Source organism: Massilia sp. Masssp94 (assembly GCF_059491305.1).
In genome coordinates this window covers 5,877,787-5,893,950 of sequence record NZ_CP168501.1, presented here as the reverse complement: position 1 = coordinate 5,893,950, position 16,164 = coordinate 5,877,787, and the positions used below count along the sequence as shown (strand labels likewise).

Sequence of the window (16,164 nt, the reverse complement as noted above, 5' to 3'; positions counted from 1 at the left end):
GACGGGGACACGAGCATGGCCATTCCCCTCCTGCAGAAAGTCCTCGTCGGCGCCTACGTGCTGCGCAAGCACCTCGCCGGCGAACGACGTTATCCGCTCGCGCTGATGCTCGAGCCGCTGTTCCGCTGCAACCTGGCGTGCGCGGGCTGCGGCAAGATCGATTATCCGGGCGAGATCCTCGACCAGCGGCTGTCGGTGGACGAGTGCCTCGGCGCAGTCGACGAATGCGGCGCGCCCGTCGTCTCGATCGCGGGCGGCGAGCCGCTGCTGCACAAGGACATGCCCGCGATCGTCGCCGGCATCGTCGCACGCCGCAAGTTCGTCTACCTGTGCACGAATGCGCTGCTGCTGGAACGGCAGCTCGACCAGTACCGCCCGAGCCCGTTCTTCACATGGTCCGTGCACCTCGACGGCGACGAGGGCATGCACGACCGCTCGGTCTGCCGCCCGGGCGTGTACCGGCGTGCCGTGGCCGCGATCCGGCGTGCCAAGGCGGCGGGCTTCCACGTCAACGTCAACTGCACGCTGTTCGACGATGCCCGTCCGGAGCGGGTGGCAAGCTTCTTCGATACGTTGAAGACGATGGAGGTCGACGGCATCACCGTGTCCCCGGGCTATGCCTACGAACGCGCACCCGAACAGCAGCATTTCCTCACGCGCAACCGGACGAGGCAATTGTTCCGGGACATACTCGCGCGCGGCGCAGGGGGGCGGCGCTGGGCGTTCAGCCAGTCCAGCCTGTTCCTCGACTTCCTCGCGGGGAACCAGACCTATCATTGCACCCCATGGGGCAATCCCACGCGGACCGTATTCGGCTGGCAGCGTCCGTGCTACCTGCTCGGCGAAGGCTATGCCGCATCGTTCCGGGAACTGATGGACGACACCGACTGGGAGGCCTACGGCACGGGACGCTACGAGAAATGTGCGGATTGCATGGTGCACAGCGGCTACGAGGCGAGCGCCGTGCGGGATACGCTCGCCCATCCTGTCGCGGCCGCCCGCGTCGCGCTGCGGGGCGTCGCCACCGACGGGCCGATGGCACCCGACATTCCGCTGGGCGGACAGCGGCCCGCCCAACACGTGCATGCGCAACAGGTCGCCATCCGTCTCGACGAGATCCGGGGCCGCAAGGCCGGGCTGAATGGAGGAGCCCGATGATGCCGTCTTTTGTCACGCTGGCCGGCTCGGCGCTGACGGTGCTGGCCACGCTTTACGCGGTGGCGGCGCTGCTCTGCCGTGGCCGCATCCGCATCCGCGTCGCGCGCGCGCACCGGCCACCCGTGTGGACGCCTGTCACCGTGCTCAAGCCCCTGTGCGGTGCCGAGCCCCGGCTGGAAGAGAATCTCGCCGGCCTGTGCGGCCAGACGCACCCGCATGTCCAGCTCGTGTTCGGGGTCCGCGATCCCGCCGACCCGGCCATCGCCGTCGTCGAACGCCTCGCCCGGCGCTTCCCCGCCGTCGACATGCGGCTCGTCGTCGATCCGCGCATCCACGGCAGCAACCTCAAGGTGAGCAACCTCATCAACATGATGCCGGCTGCACGCCATCCCTGGCTCGTGCTGGCCGACAGCGACATCGGCGTCGGGCCCGAGTACGTCGCCCGCGTGACGGCGCCGCTGGCCGAGCCGCAGGTCGGCATCGTCACCTGCCTGTACCACGGCCGGCCGCTGGACGGTGTCTGGCCGCGGATCGGCGCACTCTTCATCGACACCTGGTTCGCCCCCTCCGTGCGGGTCGCGAGCAGCGGCGGCACCAGCGCCTTCGCGTTCGGGGCGACGATCGCGGTGCGCGCGGCGACGCTCGCGGCCGTTGGCGGGGTCGAGGTGCTGAAGAACCGCCTGGCCGACGACTACCGGCTCGGCGAACTCGTGCGCGGTCTGGGCCTGGAGACGGTGCTGGCCGACGTGAACGTGGGGACCGACGTGACGGAAACCGGCCTGCGCGCGCTGTGGTCGAGAGAGCGGCGCTGGATGCAGACGATCCGCTCGCTCAATCCGCTCGGCTACGCGCTGTCCTTCATCACCTTCACCCTGCCGATGCTGGCGCTCGGGCTGTGGCTCGCGCCGACAGCGTGGAACATGGCGCCGGCACTGTGCGGCGCGGCGGCACGCCTCGGCCTGCACTGGCGGAGGCCGGCGCCGGACATCCCCGCACCCGGTCACGCCTGGCTCGCCCCGCTGCGCGACTGCCTGCTCATGCTGGAGTGGGCGAGCGCCTTTGCCGGTACGACGACGCACTGGCGGCGGCACCGCCTGCCCATCGATACGGGCCGGGCGGCGGGCCCCGGCCGGCCCAGCGGTGTGCCCGCGTCGCATGACCGGCCATCCTGGCGATAGCGATCATGGACACCACCGCGATGCATACCGCAATGCTGAAGACCCTGTTCCTGCAGGCGCCGTCGTTCGACGGTTTCGACGGCGGCGCCGGCTCGCGCTACCAGGCGAAGCGCGAAATCCGCTCGTTCTGGTATCCGACCTGGCTGGCCCAGCCCGCCGCCCTCGTGCCCGGCAGCCGGCTGCTCGACGCGCCCGCGGACGGGCTCTCCGTGGCGCAGACGCTGGACATCGCCCGCGACTACGACCTCGTGATCATCCACACGAGCACACCCTCGTTTCCGGGCGACGTACGCTTCGCCGGGATGCTCAGGGAAACGCATCCCGCGATACGCATCGGCATGGTGGGCGCCAAGGTCGCCGTCGATCCGGGCGGATCGCTGCGGGCGGCCGCTGCCGTCGATTTCGTCGCGCGCGAGGAATTCGACTACACCTGCCGCGACGTCGCCGTCGGCGGGCCGCTCGCGGACATCGACGGCATCAGCTGGCGCGATGCCGGCGGTGCCATCCGGCAGAACCCGCCGCGCGCGATCATCGAAGACATGGACGCGCTGCCGTTCGTCGCGCCCGTCTACCGGCGCGACCTGAACATCCGCAATTACTTTATCGGCTACCTGAACTATCCGTACGTGTCGCTGTACACGGGCCGCGGCTGCCGCTCGCGCTGCACGTTCTGCTTGTGGCCGCAGACCGTCGGCGGCCACCGCTACCGCACCCGGTCGGCGGAAAACGTGCTCGCCGAGGTCCGATGGATCCGCGAGAACATGCCGGAAGTGAAGGAAATCATGTTCGACGACGACACGTTCACCGACGTCCGCCCCCGCGCCGAGGAGATCGCGCGGGGTCTTGGCAAGCTGGGCGTGACATGGTCGTGCAATGCGAAGGCGAACGTGCCCTATTCGACGCTCAAGATCATGAAGGAAAACGGCTTGCGGCTACTGCTCGTGGGCTACGAATCCGGCGACGACCAGATCCTCCTGAACATCAGGAAGGGCTTGCGAACCGACATCGCGCGGCGCTTCGCCGCCGACTGCCGCGCGCTCGGCATCACCGTCCACGGCACGTTCATCCTCGGGCTGCCCGGCGAGACACGGGAGACGATCGCGAAATCGATCGCCTTCGCCAAGGAAATCAACCCGCACACGATCCAGGTCTCGCTGGCGGCGCCGTACCCGGGTACCCGGTTGTACGAACAGGCTCTGGAGAACGACTGGCTACCGGCCCACAAGACCATCCCGCTCGTCGACGGCAGCGGCGTGCAACTGGCCGCGCTCAGCTATCCGCACCTGTCGAGCGACGAGATCTATCACGGCGTGGAACAGTTTTATCGCAGTTTTTATTTCCGGCCTTCGAAGATCTGGGAAATCGTCGGCGAGATGCTGCAGAGCTGGGACATGACCCGGCGCCGCCTGCGCGAAGGCGTCGAATTCTTCCACTTCCTGCGCGCCCACGGCGCGTCCCATTCATGAGCGCGCCGTTTGGACGGGGCCTCATCGTCACGGCCGACGACTTCGGCCTGCACCCGAGCGTGAACGCGGCCGTCGAGCGCGCGCATCGGGAAGGCATCCTGACCGCGGCCAGCCTGATGGTGGGCGCGCCGGCCGCCGAGGATGCGATCGCGCGCGCGCGCGGGTTGCCGGGACTGCGGGTGGGCCTGCACCTCGTCCTGGCCGACGGCGCGTCCGTGCTGCCGCCGCGGGACATCCCCGACCTCGTCGACGCGCAGGGCCGCTTCGGGGGGCGCATGGCACGCGACGGCGCACGGTACTTCTGCCTGCCGCGGGTACGCCGCCAGCTGGCGCTGGAGATCCGCGCCCAGTTCGACGCGTTCGCCGCCAGCGGCCTGCCGCTGGACCACGTCAACGCGCACAAGCATTTTCATTTGCACCCGACGATCCTGACGCTCATCCTCGATATCGGCCGCGCGTTCGGGCTGCAAGCCGTCAGGTTGCCGCGCGAGACGGGGCCGCCGGGGGAAGCACCCCACGTTTGGCTGCGGCCCTGGCTGGCGCTGCTCGAAGCCAGGCTGGACGCCGCCCGCATCGGCCACAACGACTACGTGGCCGGCATCCGCCAGTCCGGGCGCTTCGACGAGGCGGCCCTGCTGGATGCACTGTGCAACCTGCCGCCGTCCGGCATCGGCGAGCTGTACCTGCATCCGGCGCTCGCGTCGGGCGCGGCGATCGCGCCATCGATGCGCGGCTACCGCCACGCCGACGAGTTCGCGGCACTCCTCTCGCCGCAAGTGCGTGCGGTGTGCGGCGCCCTGGGCGCGCAGGGGTGGCGCTTCGGTGGATTCGCCGACCTTGTCGCCGCAACAGGCGACGGGGCGGACAACCGCAGCAGCCCATGAACCACACCCGCACGATGGGCCGGCTGGCCTGGACGGCATCGCTCGCCGGGCTCGCGCTGGTGGCGGCGCTCGTCGCTGCCGAAGGCTGGACCGGCATCGTGGCCGCATTCGAGCGGGCCGGCTGGGCGCTGCTGCTCGTCGTGCCGGCAAGAGTCGTCACGCAGCTGTTCGACGTGCGCGCATGGCGCATCCTGCTCGCGCCGTTCGACCCCGGGCGCGCCGCCGGGCCGCTGTTCCTGTTGTGGGTGGCATTCGTACGCGAGGCCGTCAACCGGCTGCTGCCGGTGGCAAACATCGGCGGCGAAGTCGCCGGCGTACGGCTCGCGGGCCTGCGGGTGCCCGACACGGCCGGCGTCGCGGCCAGTGTCGTCGTGGAAGTGGTGCTGACGATCGTCGTGCTCTACCTGTTCTGCGGCACCGGCGCGCTGTTGATGTTGACGCTGGCGGCCGGGCCCGGCCTCGTCGGGATCGTCGTGGCGGCGCTGCTGCTGTCGCTACCGCTGCCCGTGCTCGCCTGGTGGCTGCTCCGCCACGGCGCGCCGTTCGCGCGGCTGGAGCGCTGGGTACTGCGCCTGCTCGGGCCGCAGAACGTCATCGCATTGCACCTGGACGGCGCGGGCATCGACGCGGCCGTCGTGCGCCTGTTCCGGCAACGAGGCCGTCTCGCCCGCGCCGGGATGTGGTCGCTGCTGGCCAACGTGCTGGGCACGTTCGAAACGTGGTACGCGCTGTCCCTGCTCGGCCACCCCGTCGGCTTGCAGGCCGCGCTCGCCATCGAGGCGCTGACACAAGCCGTCCGCCACGCCGGCTTCATGGTGCCCGCCGGCCTGGGCGTGCAGGAAGCCGCTGTGCTGCTGTTCGGCCAGCTGGCCGGCGTGGGCGGGGATGTGGCGCTGTCGCTGGCGCTCGTCAAACGGATGCGCGAGCTCGCGACCGGCGTGCCGGCTCTCGTCTCGTGGCACTGGTTCGAAATGCGCCGCCTGCGTCCGTTCGGCGACCGCGCTCAGGGACCACGATTATGAGCCGCCAGGTATCGGATGAGGCCGTCGACGCCCTCCGTCGCCAGGCGCGCGGCGAACTGCTGGCGATACACCTGGATCATCCACGCACCCATCATGTTGATGTCGTAGATTTTCCAGCCGGCGGACGTCTTGTGCATCCGGTAGTCGATCGGCATCGCGTCGGCGCCCGTGACCACGGTCGTCTTCACGACGGCATCGGTGGCGTTCGCGGCGGAACGGGTCGCGGGGGCGTAGCGGAACTGCGTGTTCTCCTGCTGGATCTGCGTCAGCTGGATCGCGTAGGTGCGCGCCAGCAAGGTCTGGAATTCGCGGAACAGCGCCTCGCGCTGGGCCGGCGTCGCCCGTGCCCACGCGCTGCCCACCGCGTACTGGGTCGTCAGCATGAAGTCCGTGGACGGCAGGAAGTCGCGGCGGACGATCTCGAGGGTTCGTTCGGGGTCGCCTGCGCGCGCGCCGGGATCGCTGCGGATGGCGCTCATGACCTTGTCGATCGTGCTCCTCAATGTTTGCTCCGGCGTACGCTCCGCCACCTGCTGGCCACAGGCCGGCGGCGGCATGGCACAGACCAGGGCAAACACAAATAAGGACGGTTTCATGGGATCCTCGATCGGCACATCCATATGACCATCTCCCGGCCGTCCGTGTTCCCGCGCACGGCTGCGCCAGATCATACGGTCACCCGCACCGCATCCGTTCTAATGGGCACACCATGCTGACCCACCAGATTGCCAGGCTCGTCCACCTGTCGTGTCGCCACCCATGGGCGGTGCTCGGGGCGTTTGCGCTGCTGGTACTTGGATCCGGGCTTTATGTGGCACGCCATTTCGCGATCAATACGGACGTCGGGCAGTTGATTGACGCGAATGCGCCATGGGCCCGGCGCGACGCCGCCATCGCCGCCGCGTTCCCGAACCGGGGCGACACCACCCTGGCCGTCATCCGTGCGCCCGCGCCCGAGTTCGCGGCGCAGGCGGCGCGCGAACTGGCCGACCGCCTGCGCCGGCGGCCCGCCCTGTTCCGCGCGGTGGACCTCGGCGCGGGCGCCGAATTCTTCCGCCGCAACGGCCTGCTGTACCTCGACGCGCACGAGGTCCGCGACCTGGCGGCGCGCCTCGTCGATGCACGGCCCCTGCTCGGTGCGCTCGCGCGCGACCCGTCCCTGCGGGGCGTCGCGAACCTGCTGGCCGTCACGCTGGGCACGCCGCTGCTGACGGGCCAGGTCACGCTCGCGCAGATGGCGCCGCTGCTGGCGCGCAGCGCCGCCACGGTCGAGGGCGTCCTCGCGGGAAGAAACACCGCGCTGTCCTGGCAGGATCTCGCCACCGCCGGTGTGGCGGCCGAACCCGGCCTCGTGGAAGTCCGCCCGGTGCTGGACTACGCCGCCCTGCTGCCCGGCGCCGCGTCCAGCGACGCGATCCGCGCGGCCGCCGCCGACCTGCGCCTGGCCGAACGCTATGGCGCGCACGTCTCGCTGACGGGGCCGGTGCCCCTGTCGGACGACGAGTTCGCCTCACTGCAGGAAGGGTCGCCGCTCGTCGGCAGCATCCCCGTCGCGATCGTGCTCGTGCTGCTGTGGCGCGCGGTGCGTTCGACCCCGCTCGTGCTGGCACTGTGCATCACGATGCTGGGCGGCCTCGCGCTCACGGCCGCGCTGGGGCTCATGATGGTGGGTGCGCTGAACCTGATCTCCATCGCGTTCGCGATCCTGTTCGTCGGGCTCGGCATCGATTTCGGCATCCAGTTCGGCATGCGCTTCCGCGAACTGCGGCGCGTCCGGCCCGGCACCGGCACGGCCCTGCTGGCGACGGCGCGCGCGCTCGCGCTGCCGCTCACGCTCGCGGCGACGGCCACGGCGTTCGGCTTCCTCGCGTTCCTCCCCACCGCGTACCGCGGCGTGGCCGAGCTGGGGCAGATCGCGGGCGTCGGCATCCTGTGCGTCGCCCTGCCCGCCTGCCTGACCGTGCTGCCCGCACTGATCCGCATCACCGATCCGCCGGCGGGGGCGCTCGCGCCCGGCTACCCGTGGCTCGCCGGCATCGACCATGCGCTGCAGACCCACCGCAGGACCGTGCTCGCGGCCACGCTGGCGCTCGTCGCGGCCGGCATTCCGCTGCTGTGGCGCCTCGAATTCGACTTCGATCCGCTGCACCTCAAGAATCCCGGCAGCGAATCGATGGCCACGCTGACGTCGCTCGCGCGCGGCACCGACATCGGACTCGACAACGTGCAGGTGCTCGCCCCGTCGCTGGCACGGGCCGCGGCCCTGGCGGCCCGCCTGGAACGCCTGCCCGACGTGGCCCATGCGCTGACGGCCGCCAGCCTCGTGCCCGACCGCCAGCCGGAAAAACTGGATGCCATCGCGGCCGCGGCCGCCCGCCTGCTGCCCGTGCTGGAGCGGCCCGCAGCGGCACCGGCTGTCGCGCCGGCGTCGGATGCGCAGCGCACGGCGGCGCTGCGCACGGCCGCGCAAGCGCTGCACAATGCGGCGCTCGATCATCCAGGTCCCGGTGCGGCCGAGGCGTCGCGGCTCGCGCGGGCGCTCGCTGCCCTGGCGCGCGCGGGACCGGACGCCCGCGACCGCGCCGACCAGGCGCTGGCGGGTACGCTGCGGCTCGCGCTGGACGCCCTGCGGCTGGCCCTCCGGCCGGAACCCATCACATTGGCGACCCTGCCCGCCGCGATGCGCCGCAACTGGATCGCGCCCGACGGCCGCGCGCTGGTCGACATCAGTCCGAAGCGGCCCACGGGGACGAGCCTCGGCGACGACAGCCGGCTGGGCCGCTTTGCCGATGCCGTCCTGCGCATCGCACCGGATGCGGCCGGCGGCCCGATCTCCGTGCGCCACGCGGCCGACCTGATCATCGCCGCGTTCGTGCAGGCGGCGCTGCTGGCCATCGCGACCATCGCGCTGCTGTTGTGGATCGCGTTCCGGCGCGTGGGCGATGTGCTGCTGACGATGGTGCCGCTGCTCGTGTCGAGCCTTGTCACGCTGGAGGCCTGCGTGCTGCTGCGCATCCACCTGAATTTCGCGAACATCATCGCGCTGCCGCTGCTGCTGGGCGTCGGCGTCGCTTTCAAAATCTATTACATCATGGCGTGGCGCGCCGGGCAGCCGGCCCGGCTGGAGCATCCGCTGACGCAAGCCATCGTCCTGAGCGCGGCGACCACCGGCACCGCGTTCGGCAGCCTGTGGCTGTCGCACCATCCCGGCACCGCGAGCATGGGCAAGCTGCTGGTGCTGGCACTGGTCTGCACCCTGATCGGCGCCGTGTTCTTCCAGCCCGTCCTGCTGGGGCAGCCCCGTGCCCCGGCACCTGCCGAACGAGGTCCGCCATGACCCACCCGCCGCCGCGGCGGATCGTTGCCGCCCTGCTGCTCACGCCCCTCGCGCTCCTGTCCGGCTGCGCCACGGGCCCCGGGCGCGATCCGGCCGATCCGCTGGAACCGCTCAACCGCGCCACGTTCCGCTTCAACGACACGCTCGACCGCCACATCGCGCAACCGGTCGCGCGCACGTACAACCGCACCGTGCCGCGCTTCGTCCGCACCGGTGTGGACAATTTCTTTTCCAACCTGGGCGATGTCCCCGTGATGCTCAACGATTTCGCCCAGCTGCGCCTGATGGACGGCATGAACGACCTGATGCGCGTCGCTGTGAATTCCACGTTCGGTCTGCTGGGCGTGCTCGACATCGCCACGCCTGCCGGCATCGCCAAGCGCAACCAGGACTTCGGCCTCACGCTGGGCCACTACGGGGTGCCGGCCGGCCCCTATCTCGTGCTGCCCCTGTTCGGTCCGAGCACGTTCCGCGACGCGGCGGGCTTCGGCGTCGACCAGTACGCCTCGCCCATCACCTACGCGAAGCCGGCCTCGCGCAACACGCTGTGGGGCGTCGACTTCGTCAGCACGCGGGCCCGTTACCTGAACGCGACCAATCTGCTGGAGCAGGCCGCGCTCGACCGCTATCTGTTCGTGCGCGACGCCTACCTGGGCCGCCGCCGCTCGCTGCTCGACGAGGGCAAGGAAGGGCCGCTGCCGGATTACAACAAGGAAGATGGCGGCAAAGAGGACGGCGAACAATGACACCCCAGCCCCGCCCCGAGCCGCGCACGCGCCCGCTGCAGGGCACGCCGCGCCACCCACGCCTCGCCCGCCAGCACGCACACGGAGGCGACCTGCCCCGGTGCACGGGCCAGAGCGCGCAACACGGGCCAGATGCCGCCCGTGTCCAGGCCGGCCAGCGCGGCCGCGGGCACGGTGCGCCGAGCCGGATCGAGCACGACGCGGCAAGCCGCGAACGGCAGGCCGTGCCGCCTCGCGGCCAGCGCGGCAGCATGCGTTTCCATGTCGACGGCGGCGGCACCCGCGTCACGCCACAGCGCGGCCTTGGCGACCGGCGTGGCGAGCGGCGCGTCCGCGCCCGCGAGCAGCCCGGGACGGGCACCGGGCAGCCGGTCCAGCAAGGCGCGCGACCAGTCCGGGTCCGTCGCGACGAGGCCGTCCGGCGTCAGCACGGCCGTGGCCACCACGCAGTCGCCGCACGCGAGGTCCGGGTCCAGGCCGCCCGCACAGCCGAAGCTGATGATGCCAGCCCAGCCAGCGGGTCGCTCCTGACCGGGTCGCGCCTGACCGGGTCCCTCCAGCATCCCGTGCAGCCGTTGCGCCACCCGCCACGGCCCGGGCCCGCACACGCTGGCGACGCCGGGCCCGTCCGCGATCGCCGCCTCGAACGGCATGCCGCAGACGGCGAGCACGCACGGCGCCGAAGGCACGGTCTACATCCCGAACGCGACCCGGCCGCTGCCGCCGGCCCGCAGGTTGCGGTAGCGGGCCAGCGCCCACAACGGAAAATACCTGGCGTAACCGTGGTAGCGCAGGTAGAACACGCGGGGGAAGCCCGTGGCCGTGTGCTGCGGCTCGTCCCACAGGCCATCCCCGCGCTGGTGGTCGACGAGCCAGGCGATGCCGCGCGTGACGGCCCGCGTCTCGACGGCGCCCGCCGCCATCAGGCCCAGCAGCGCCCACGCCGTCTGCGATGCCGTCGACGGCGCCCACGCGTGGCCCGCGTGGTCGAGCCGGTAGCTGTCGCCGCCTTCGCCCCAGCCGCCATCCGGATTCTGCACGTAGGCGAGCCAGCGGGCGGCGCGCGCGACAGGCGGCGCCTCCGGCGGCAGGCCGGCCGCCGCGAGGGCGCACAGCGCGCACCACGTGCCGTAGACATAATTCACGCCCCAGCGTCCGTACCAGCTGCCATTCGCTTCCTGGCGGCGCAGCAGCCAACCGAGCGCCCGCGCGGCCGGCGCGCGGCGCCGCGCGCAGGCGCCGGGCTCGAGCTGGGCCAGCATCGACAGGCAGCGCGCGGACACGTCGGCCGTCGGCGGATCCAGCAGCGCGCCGTGGTCGGCAAACGGGATGTGGTTCAGGTAGTAGTGGGTGTTGTCGGCCTCGAAGGCGCCCCAGCCGCCACCCCTGCCCTGCATGCCGACGATCCACTCACGGGCGCGGGCGACGGCGTCTGCATACCGGTCCGGCAGCGGCCACGGTTCGAGGTGCGCGGCCCGGTGCATGGCCATCGCGACGACCGCCGTGTCGTCGACGTCGGGATAGCAGGCGTTTTCGTACTGGAACGCCCAGCCGCCGGGGCGCACGTCCGGCCGCCGTGCCGCCCAGTCGCCCGACCGGTCGAGGATCTGCAGCGGCAGCAGCCAGTCGAGGCCACGGCGTGCGGCAGACAATGCGGCCGGCGTGCCCGCTTCCAGCAGTGCGTGGCACATCAGCGCCGTGTCCCACACTGGCGACAGGCACGGCTGGCAATAGGCCTCGGCGCCGTGGTCGACGAGCAGCCGGTCGATGGCGCGGCGCGCGGCGGACGCCTCGGGCGCGTCCGGCGGCGAGCCGAGCACGTCCAGCATCTGCACGGCATTGACCATCGCGGGAAAGATGGCGCCCAAGCCGTGCTCGCCGTTCAGGCGCGCGCGCACGAACGCGGCCGCCTGCTCCACCGCGCGCCTGCGGCGGCGCCAGCAGCCGCATCTGCGACTCCAGCGTGCGGAACAGCGCGAACCACACGCGGTCCTGGTGCGGCGCGCGCGGCGCCAGCCCGAGGTTCTCCGGCGGCGCGAGGAACAACTCGCCGACGCCCACACCAAGGGGATTGCGCGCCCGCGGCCGCAGAGCGCCCAGCACGAGCAGCGGCGTCAGCACGGTGCGGGTCCAGTACGAGACCTTGGACAGGTGGAACGGCGACCAGCGCGGCAGCAGCGCGATCTCCACCGGCATCACGGGCACCGCCGACCACGGCATCTCGCCGAACAGCGCGAGCAGCATGCGCGTGAACACATTGCTGCGCTCGGCACCGCCGTGCTCCCGGATCGCAGTGCGTGCCCGCGCCATGTGCGGCGCGTCGGGCGGATCGCCGGTCATCTTCAGCGCGAAATACGACTTGACGCTTGCGCTCGGGTCGAAGGCGCCGCCGTGGAACAGCGGCCACCCGCCATGCTCGCCCTGGCGGCGGCGCAGATACGTTCCGATCTTGCGTTCCAGGTCCCTATTCGGCGTCTCGCCAAGATAGTGCACCAGCAACACGTATTCGGCGGGGATGGTGACGTCCGCTTCCAGTTCGTAGACCCAGTGGCCGTCGCCGCGCTGGTCGGCCAGTACCGCCGTGAGCGCCGCGTCGATGGCCGTCTCCAGCCGCGCGCGCCTGCCGATGGTGCGTTCCGCCTCGATGGCGCCGGCCGGCGCCGTGGACCGGAATGACGAGTCGTGCATGGCATCCCCCGTGGCTACAGCAGCGCGTGCCGCACGAGGATGCCGACCTTGGCCAGCCGGCCCAGCCGGACCGGCGTGCGCGGCCGGCTCCACCCGCGCGCGGCGAGCCGTTCGAGCAGCGCCGCGTAGACGGCCCCCATCAGGCGCGGCGCCCGCCCAGCGCTGCCCCGGTGGCGGCGCAGCACGAAGTCGGACGCAGCGAAATGCCGGCGCGCCTGCGCGGCGAGGTCCGCGCATGCACGGGGCAGCGCCGGATGCGCGGCGATGTCGTCCGCGCCGGCGGCGCACACGCGCGGCTCGACCCCGGCCGCGAGCAGCAGTTCGCGCGGCACGTAGGCACGGCCGATGGCGGCGTCTTCGTCGATGTCGCGCAGGATGTTCGTCAGCTGCAGCGCGCGGCCCAGGTGGTGGGCAAGCAGGATGCCGTCGTCCGCCGGCAGGCCGAACACGCGCACGGACAGGCGCCCCACGGCGGCGGCCACGCGGTCGCAGTACAGGTCGAGCGTGTCGGCGGGCGGCGCGCAGATGGGCCGGTCCTCCGCATCCATCAGCATGCCGTCGATCACCGCGTGGAAGTCGGCTCGCGCGAGGCCGTACGCGGCGATGTGCGGCGCCAGCGCGCGCAGGCGCGGGGATCCGCCGGCGTCATACGCGGCGTCGACGTCGGCGCGCCACCGCTCCAGCGCGGCGCGGCGTTCACGGGGCGGCGCCGCGCCGTCGGCAATGTCGTCGACGGCGCGGCAGAATGCATAGATGCCGAACATCGCGGCCCGCCGCGGCGCCGGCAGCACGCGCATGGCCAGGCCGAACGAACTGGCCGGCGTGTGGTCCGGCACGGTGAGCGCATCCGTCTCGGGAAGCATGGGGTACCTCTCGCTAACTACTATTCGCTACGAGCAAAGGAGCATCGGCACGATATCGCTGGCGGATGGCGCCGGCGATGCCGGCCGCGTCGAGCCCTGCGGCACCCAGCAGCGCGGCGGGGTCGCCATGCTCGATGAACAGGTCCGGCAGGCCCAGCATCAACAGCGGGCGCTGGAGGCTGGCCGCGGCCAGCGCCTCCGCGACGGCCGCGCCCGCGCCGCCCATGACGGCGCCCTCCTCCACCGTCACGAGTTGCGCATGGTCGCGCGCCAGTGCCGCCACGAGGTCCGCGTCGAGCGGCTTCACGAACCGCATGTTGGCGACCGTCGCGCCCAGTTCCGCGCCCGCCTCGAGGCTCGGCGCCAGCATCGGGCCGAAGGCAAGGATCGCGATGCCGGCCCCGCGCCGGCGCACCTCGCCGCGGCCGAACGGAATGGTGTCCAGCTCGGCCGCCGGTACGATCCCGGGGCCCGGCCCGCGCGGATAACGCACGGCCGCCGGCCCCGGATGGCGGTAGGCGGTCGTCAGCATGCGCCGGCACTCGGCCTCGTCGGACGCCGCCATCAAGACCATGTTCGGCACGCAGCGCAGGTAGGCGATATCGTAGTTGCCCGCATGGGTGGCGCCGTCCGCGCCGACGAGGCCGGCGCGGTCGAGCGCGAACGTCACGTCGAGGTTCTGCCGCGCGACGTCGTGGATCAACTGGTCGTAGGCACGTTGCAAGAAGGTGGAATAGATCGCGACGACGGGCTTCATGCCTTCGACGGCGAGGCCGCCCGCGAACGTCAGCGCGTGCTGCTCCGCGATGCCGACGTCCACGTAGCGGTCGGGGAAGCGCCGGGCGAAGCGCACGAGGCCGGACCCTTCGCGCATGGCGGGCGTGATGCCGACGAGGCGCGGGTCGTGCGCGGCCATGTCGCACAGCCAGTCGCCGAACACGTCCGTGTACGCCGGCCGGCCGCGGGCGCCGTCCGCCACGCCCTGCGCGGGGTCGAAGCGCCCGGTGCCGTGGTACAGCGTGGGCGCGGCCTCCGCGCGCGCATAGCCCTTCCCCTTGCGCGTGACGACGTGCAGCACCTGCGGACCCGGACGCCCCCGGGCGGCCTCCAGCGCGGGGATCAGCGCGTCGAGATCATGGCCGTCCACCGGACCGGCATACGCGCAACCGAGCGCCTCGAACAGCGATGCGCCGCTGCGCACGCGGCCGGTGGCGAGATCGGACAGATGCCGGTCCAGCGCGCCCACGGCGGGCGAAATGGACATGCCGTTGTGGTTGACGACGACGAGCAGGCGCAGCGACGGATCGACGCCGGCGTTGTTCAACGCCTCGAACGCCATCCCGGCGGACAGCGCGCCGTCGCCGCAGACGGCCACGGCATGGCGGTCGTCGCCCTGCAGTCTGGCGGCCAGCGCCATGCCGAGCGCGGCGGACAATGCGGTCGACGAGTGGGCCGTGCCGAAGCAATCGTGCACGCTCTCGCAGCGGCGCGGGAAGCCCGAGAGGCCGCCCGCCTGGCGCAGGGTGTGCATCTGCGCGCGCCGGCCCGTCAACACCTTGTGGCCATAGCTCTGGTGGCCGACGTCCCACACGATGCGGTCGCGCGGCGTGGCGAACACATAGTGCAGCGCGATCGTCAGTTCCACGGTCCCCAGGTTCGACGCGAGATGGCCGCCGGTGCGCGCTACCGTGTCGAGCAGGAAGCGGCGCAACTGGCGCGCCAGCGTCTCCAGGCGTGCGCGGGGTAGCGCACGCAAGGCGGCGGGATCGTTGATTGCCTCGAGCAGGTCCATGCGGTCCTCCATGCGGCGTGCGACAGGCACCGCAGGCGACCCATTCTAGAACATCCCGGCCATCCGTTCAGGTATTCGCTTCAACCGTGCGCCGGCCTCTTCGGAGATATGGTACGCACGAAAAATCCCGGCAGAAATCAGCCTTTGTGGCGGATCGCATCGAGCACGACGGCCAGTGCGCGCGACGCGTGGCGGCGGCTCGGATAGTACGCATGCAGGCCGGGGAATTTGGGGCAGAAGTCCGCCATCACGCTGACGAGGCGGCCGGCCCGCAGGTGCGGTACCGCCACGTCTTCGGTCATGTAGGCGAGGCCGCAGCCGGACAGCGCCGCGTTCAGCATCTGGTACACGCCGTTGAACGTGTAGCGTCCGCGCACGCGCACGTCGACGGCTGCGCCGCGATCGAGCATCTCCCACGCGTAGACGCCGCCGCCGGCGAGGCGCAGGCGGATGCATTCGTGCTTCATGAGGTCGTCGATGGACGCGGGCACGGGACGGTGCGCGAAGTACTCGGGTGCGCCGACGATCATCGTCTGCGTGTCGGGCGTGAGGCGCACGGCGATCATGTCCTTCTCGACCTGGTCGCCCCAGCGCACGCCGATGTCGTAGCGTTCGGCCGCCACGTCCACCATGCGGTATTCGGAACTGATCTCCAGGTGGATGTCCGGGTACTGCGGCAGCACGGCGGCCAGGCGCGGCCACAGCACGTTGTCGATGACGTGGTCCGTGGCCGTGATGCGGACGGTGCCGGCGGGCCGGTCACCGAGCTCGCTGACGGCGGCGATCTCCGCGTCGATCTCTTCCAGCCGCGGTGCCACATTCTGCAACAGCCGTTCGCCGGCCTCGGTGGGCGACACGCTGCGCGTCGTGCGCGTCAGCAGCCGCACGCCCAGTCTCGCTTCCAGCGCGCGGATCGTATGGCTAAGCGCGGACTGCGTCATGCCCAGCTTGACCGCCGCGCGCGTAAAACTGCGTTCGCGCGCGACCGCGAGGAAGACGAGGATGTCGCTGAGATTATCGCGTGCCATGC

12 protein-coding genes and 1 pseudogene are annotated in these 16,164 nt (G+C 71.5%); 7 read left to right on the top strand and 6 right to left on the bottom strand.

The window, feature by feature from the left end; translation table 11 throughout:
* Positions 1-15 precede the first annotated feature (15 nt).
* Genes hpnH through ACEN9G_RS25970 form a run of 5 tightly spaced genes read left to right on the top strand, consistent with a single transcriptional unit; the run spans position 16 to position 5,708 of the window.
* Positions 16-1,158 (top strand): adenosyl-hopene transferase HpnH, encoded by a 1,143-nt coding sequence (gene hpnH, locus ACEN9G_RS25990; RefSeq protein WP_413344566.1) that lies wholly within the window; start codon positions 16-18, stop codon positions 1,156-1,158.
* Positions 1,158-2,336, top strand: coding sequence for a bacteriohopanetetrol glucosamine biosynthesis glycosyltransferase HpnI (gene hpnI, locus ACEN9G_RS25985; RefSeq protein WP_483127750.1), 1,179 nt, complete (start codon positions 1,158-1,160; stop codon positions 2,334-2,336). The genes hpnH and hpnI overlap by 1 nt, the downstream gene beginning before the upstream one ends.
* A 35-nt stretch (positions 2,337-2,371) precedes the next feature.
* A complete protein-coding gene (gene hpnJ / locus ACEN9G_RS25980; RefSeq protein WP_495605568.1) occupies positions 2,372-3,802 on the top strand; it encodes a hopanoid biosynthesis associated radical SAM protein HpnJ in 1,431 nt (476 codons plus the stop codon).
* A complete protein-coding gene (gene hpnK / locus ACEN9G_RS25975; protein ID WP_483127195.1) occupies positions 3,799-4,686 on the top strand; it encodes a hopanoid biosynthesis-associated protein HpnK in 888 nt (295 codons plus the stop codon). The genes hpnJ and hpnK overlap by 4 nt, the downstream gene beginning before the upstream one ends.
* Positions 4,683-5,708 (top strand): lysylphosphatidylglycerol synthase domain-containing protein, encoded by a 1,026-nt coding sequence (locus ACEN9G_RS25970; protein WP_483127194.1) that lies wholly within the window; start codon positions 4,683-4,685, stop codon positions 5,706-5,708. The genes hpnK and ACEN9G_RS25970 overlap by 4 nt, the downstream gene beginning before the upstream one ends.
* On the opposite strand, the gene ACEN9G_RS25965 is transcribed toward ACEN9G_RS25970, so the two are convergent.
* Positions 5,690-6,304 (bottom strand): MlaC/ttg2D family ABC transporter substrate-binding protein, encoded by a 615-nt coding sequence (locus ACEN9G_RS25965; protein ID WP_413346022.1) that lies wholly within the window; start codon positions 6,302-6,304, stop codon positions 5,690-5,692. The two genes, ACEN9G_RS25970 and ACEN9G_RS25965, sit on opposite strands and share 19 nt — an antisense overlap.
* A gap of 113 nt (positions 6,305-6,417) precedes the next feature.
* Between ACEN9G_RS25965 and hpnN the strand changes: the two genes are divergently transcribed.
* Both hpnN and ACEN9G_RS25955 read left to right on the top strand, forming a co-directional pair.
* Entirely contained in the window at positions 6,418-9,045 is a 2,628-nt protein-coding gene (gene hpnN, locus ACEN9G_RS25960) for a hopanoid transporter HpnN (protein ID WP_483127193.1), read from the top strand.
* The gene (locus tag ACEN9G_RS25955; RefSeq protein ID WP_413346095.1) at positions 9,042-9,791 is read left to right on the top strand and encodes an MlaA family lipoprotein; all 750 of its coding nucleotides are present in this window, start codon (positions 9,042-9,044) and stop codon (positions 9,789-9,791) included. Before hpnN ends, ACEN9G_RS25955 begins: the two co-directional genes overlap by 4 nt.
* Here the strand turns inward: ACEN9G_RS25955 and ACEN9G_RS25950 are convergent.
* The 5 genes and pseudogenes from ACEN9G_RS25950 to ACEN9G_RS25930 all read right to left on the bottom strand — a co-directional run bounded on the left by ACEN9G_RS25950 (position 9,749) and on the right by ACEN9G_RS25930 (position 16,162).
* Entirely contained in the window at positions 9,749-10,354 is a 606-nt protein-coding gene (locus ACEN9G_RS25950; protein WP_483127192.1) for a phosphorylase family protein, read from the bottom strand. The two genes, ACEN9G_RS25955 and ACEN9G_RS25950, sit on opposite strands and share 43 nt — an antisense overlap.
* Before the next feature lie 129 nt (positions 10,355-10,483).
* Positions 10,484-12,479, bottom strand: a pseudogene (gene shc, locus ACEN9G_RS25945) (squalene--hopene cyclase).
* A 14-nt stretch (positions 12,480-12,493) separates the two neighbouring features.
* Positions 12,494-13,342, bottom strand: coding sequence for a presqualene diphosphate synthase HpnD (hpnD, locus tag ACEN9G_RS25940; protein WP_483127190.1), 849 nt, complete (start codon positions 13,340-13,342; stop codon positions 12,494-12,496).
* Between the two features lie 13 nt (positions 13,343-13,355).
* Positions 13,356-15,134: a 1-deoxy-D-xylulose-5-phosphate synthase gene (gene dxs, locus ACEN9G_RS25935; protein WP_483127189.1), complete on the bottom strand. Its 1,779-nt coding sequence runs from the start codon at positions 15,132-15,134 to the stop codon at positions 13,356-13,358.
* Between the two features lie 137 nt (positions 15,135-15,271).
* The gene (locus ACEN9G_RS25930; protein WP_413345654.1) at positions 15,272-16,162 is read right to left on the bottom strand and encodes a LysR family transcriptional regulator; all 891 of its coding nucleotides are present in this window, start codon (positions 16,160-16,162) and stop codon (positions 15,272-15,274) included.
* Positions 16,163-16,164: the final 2 nt, after the last annotated feature.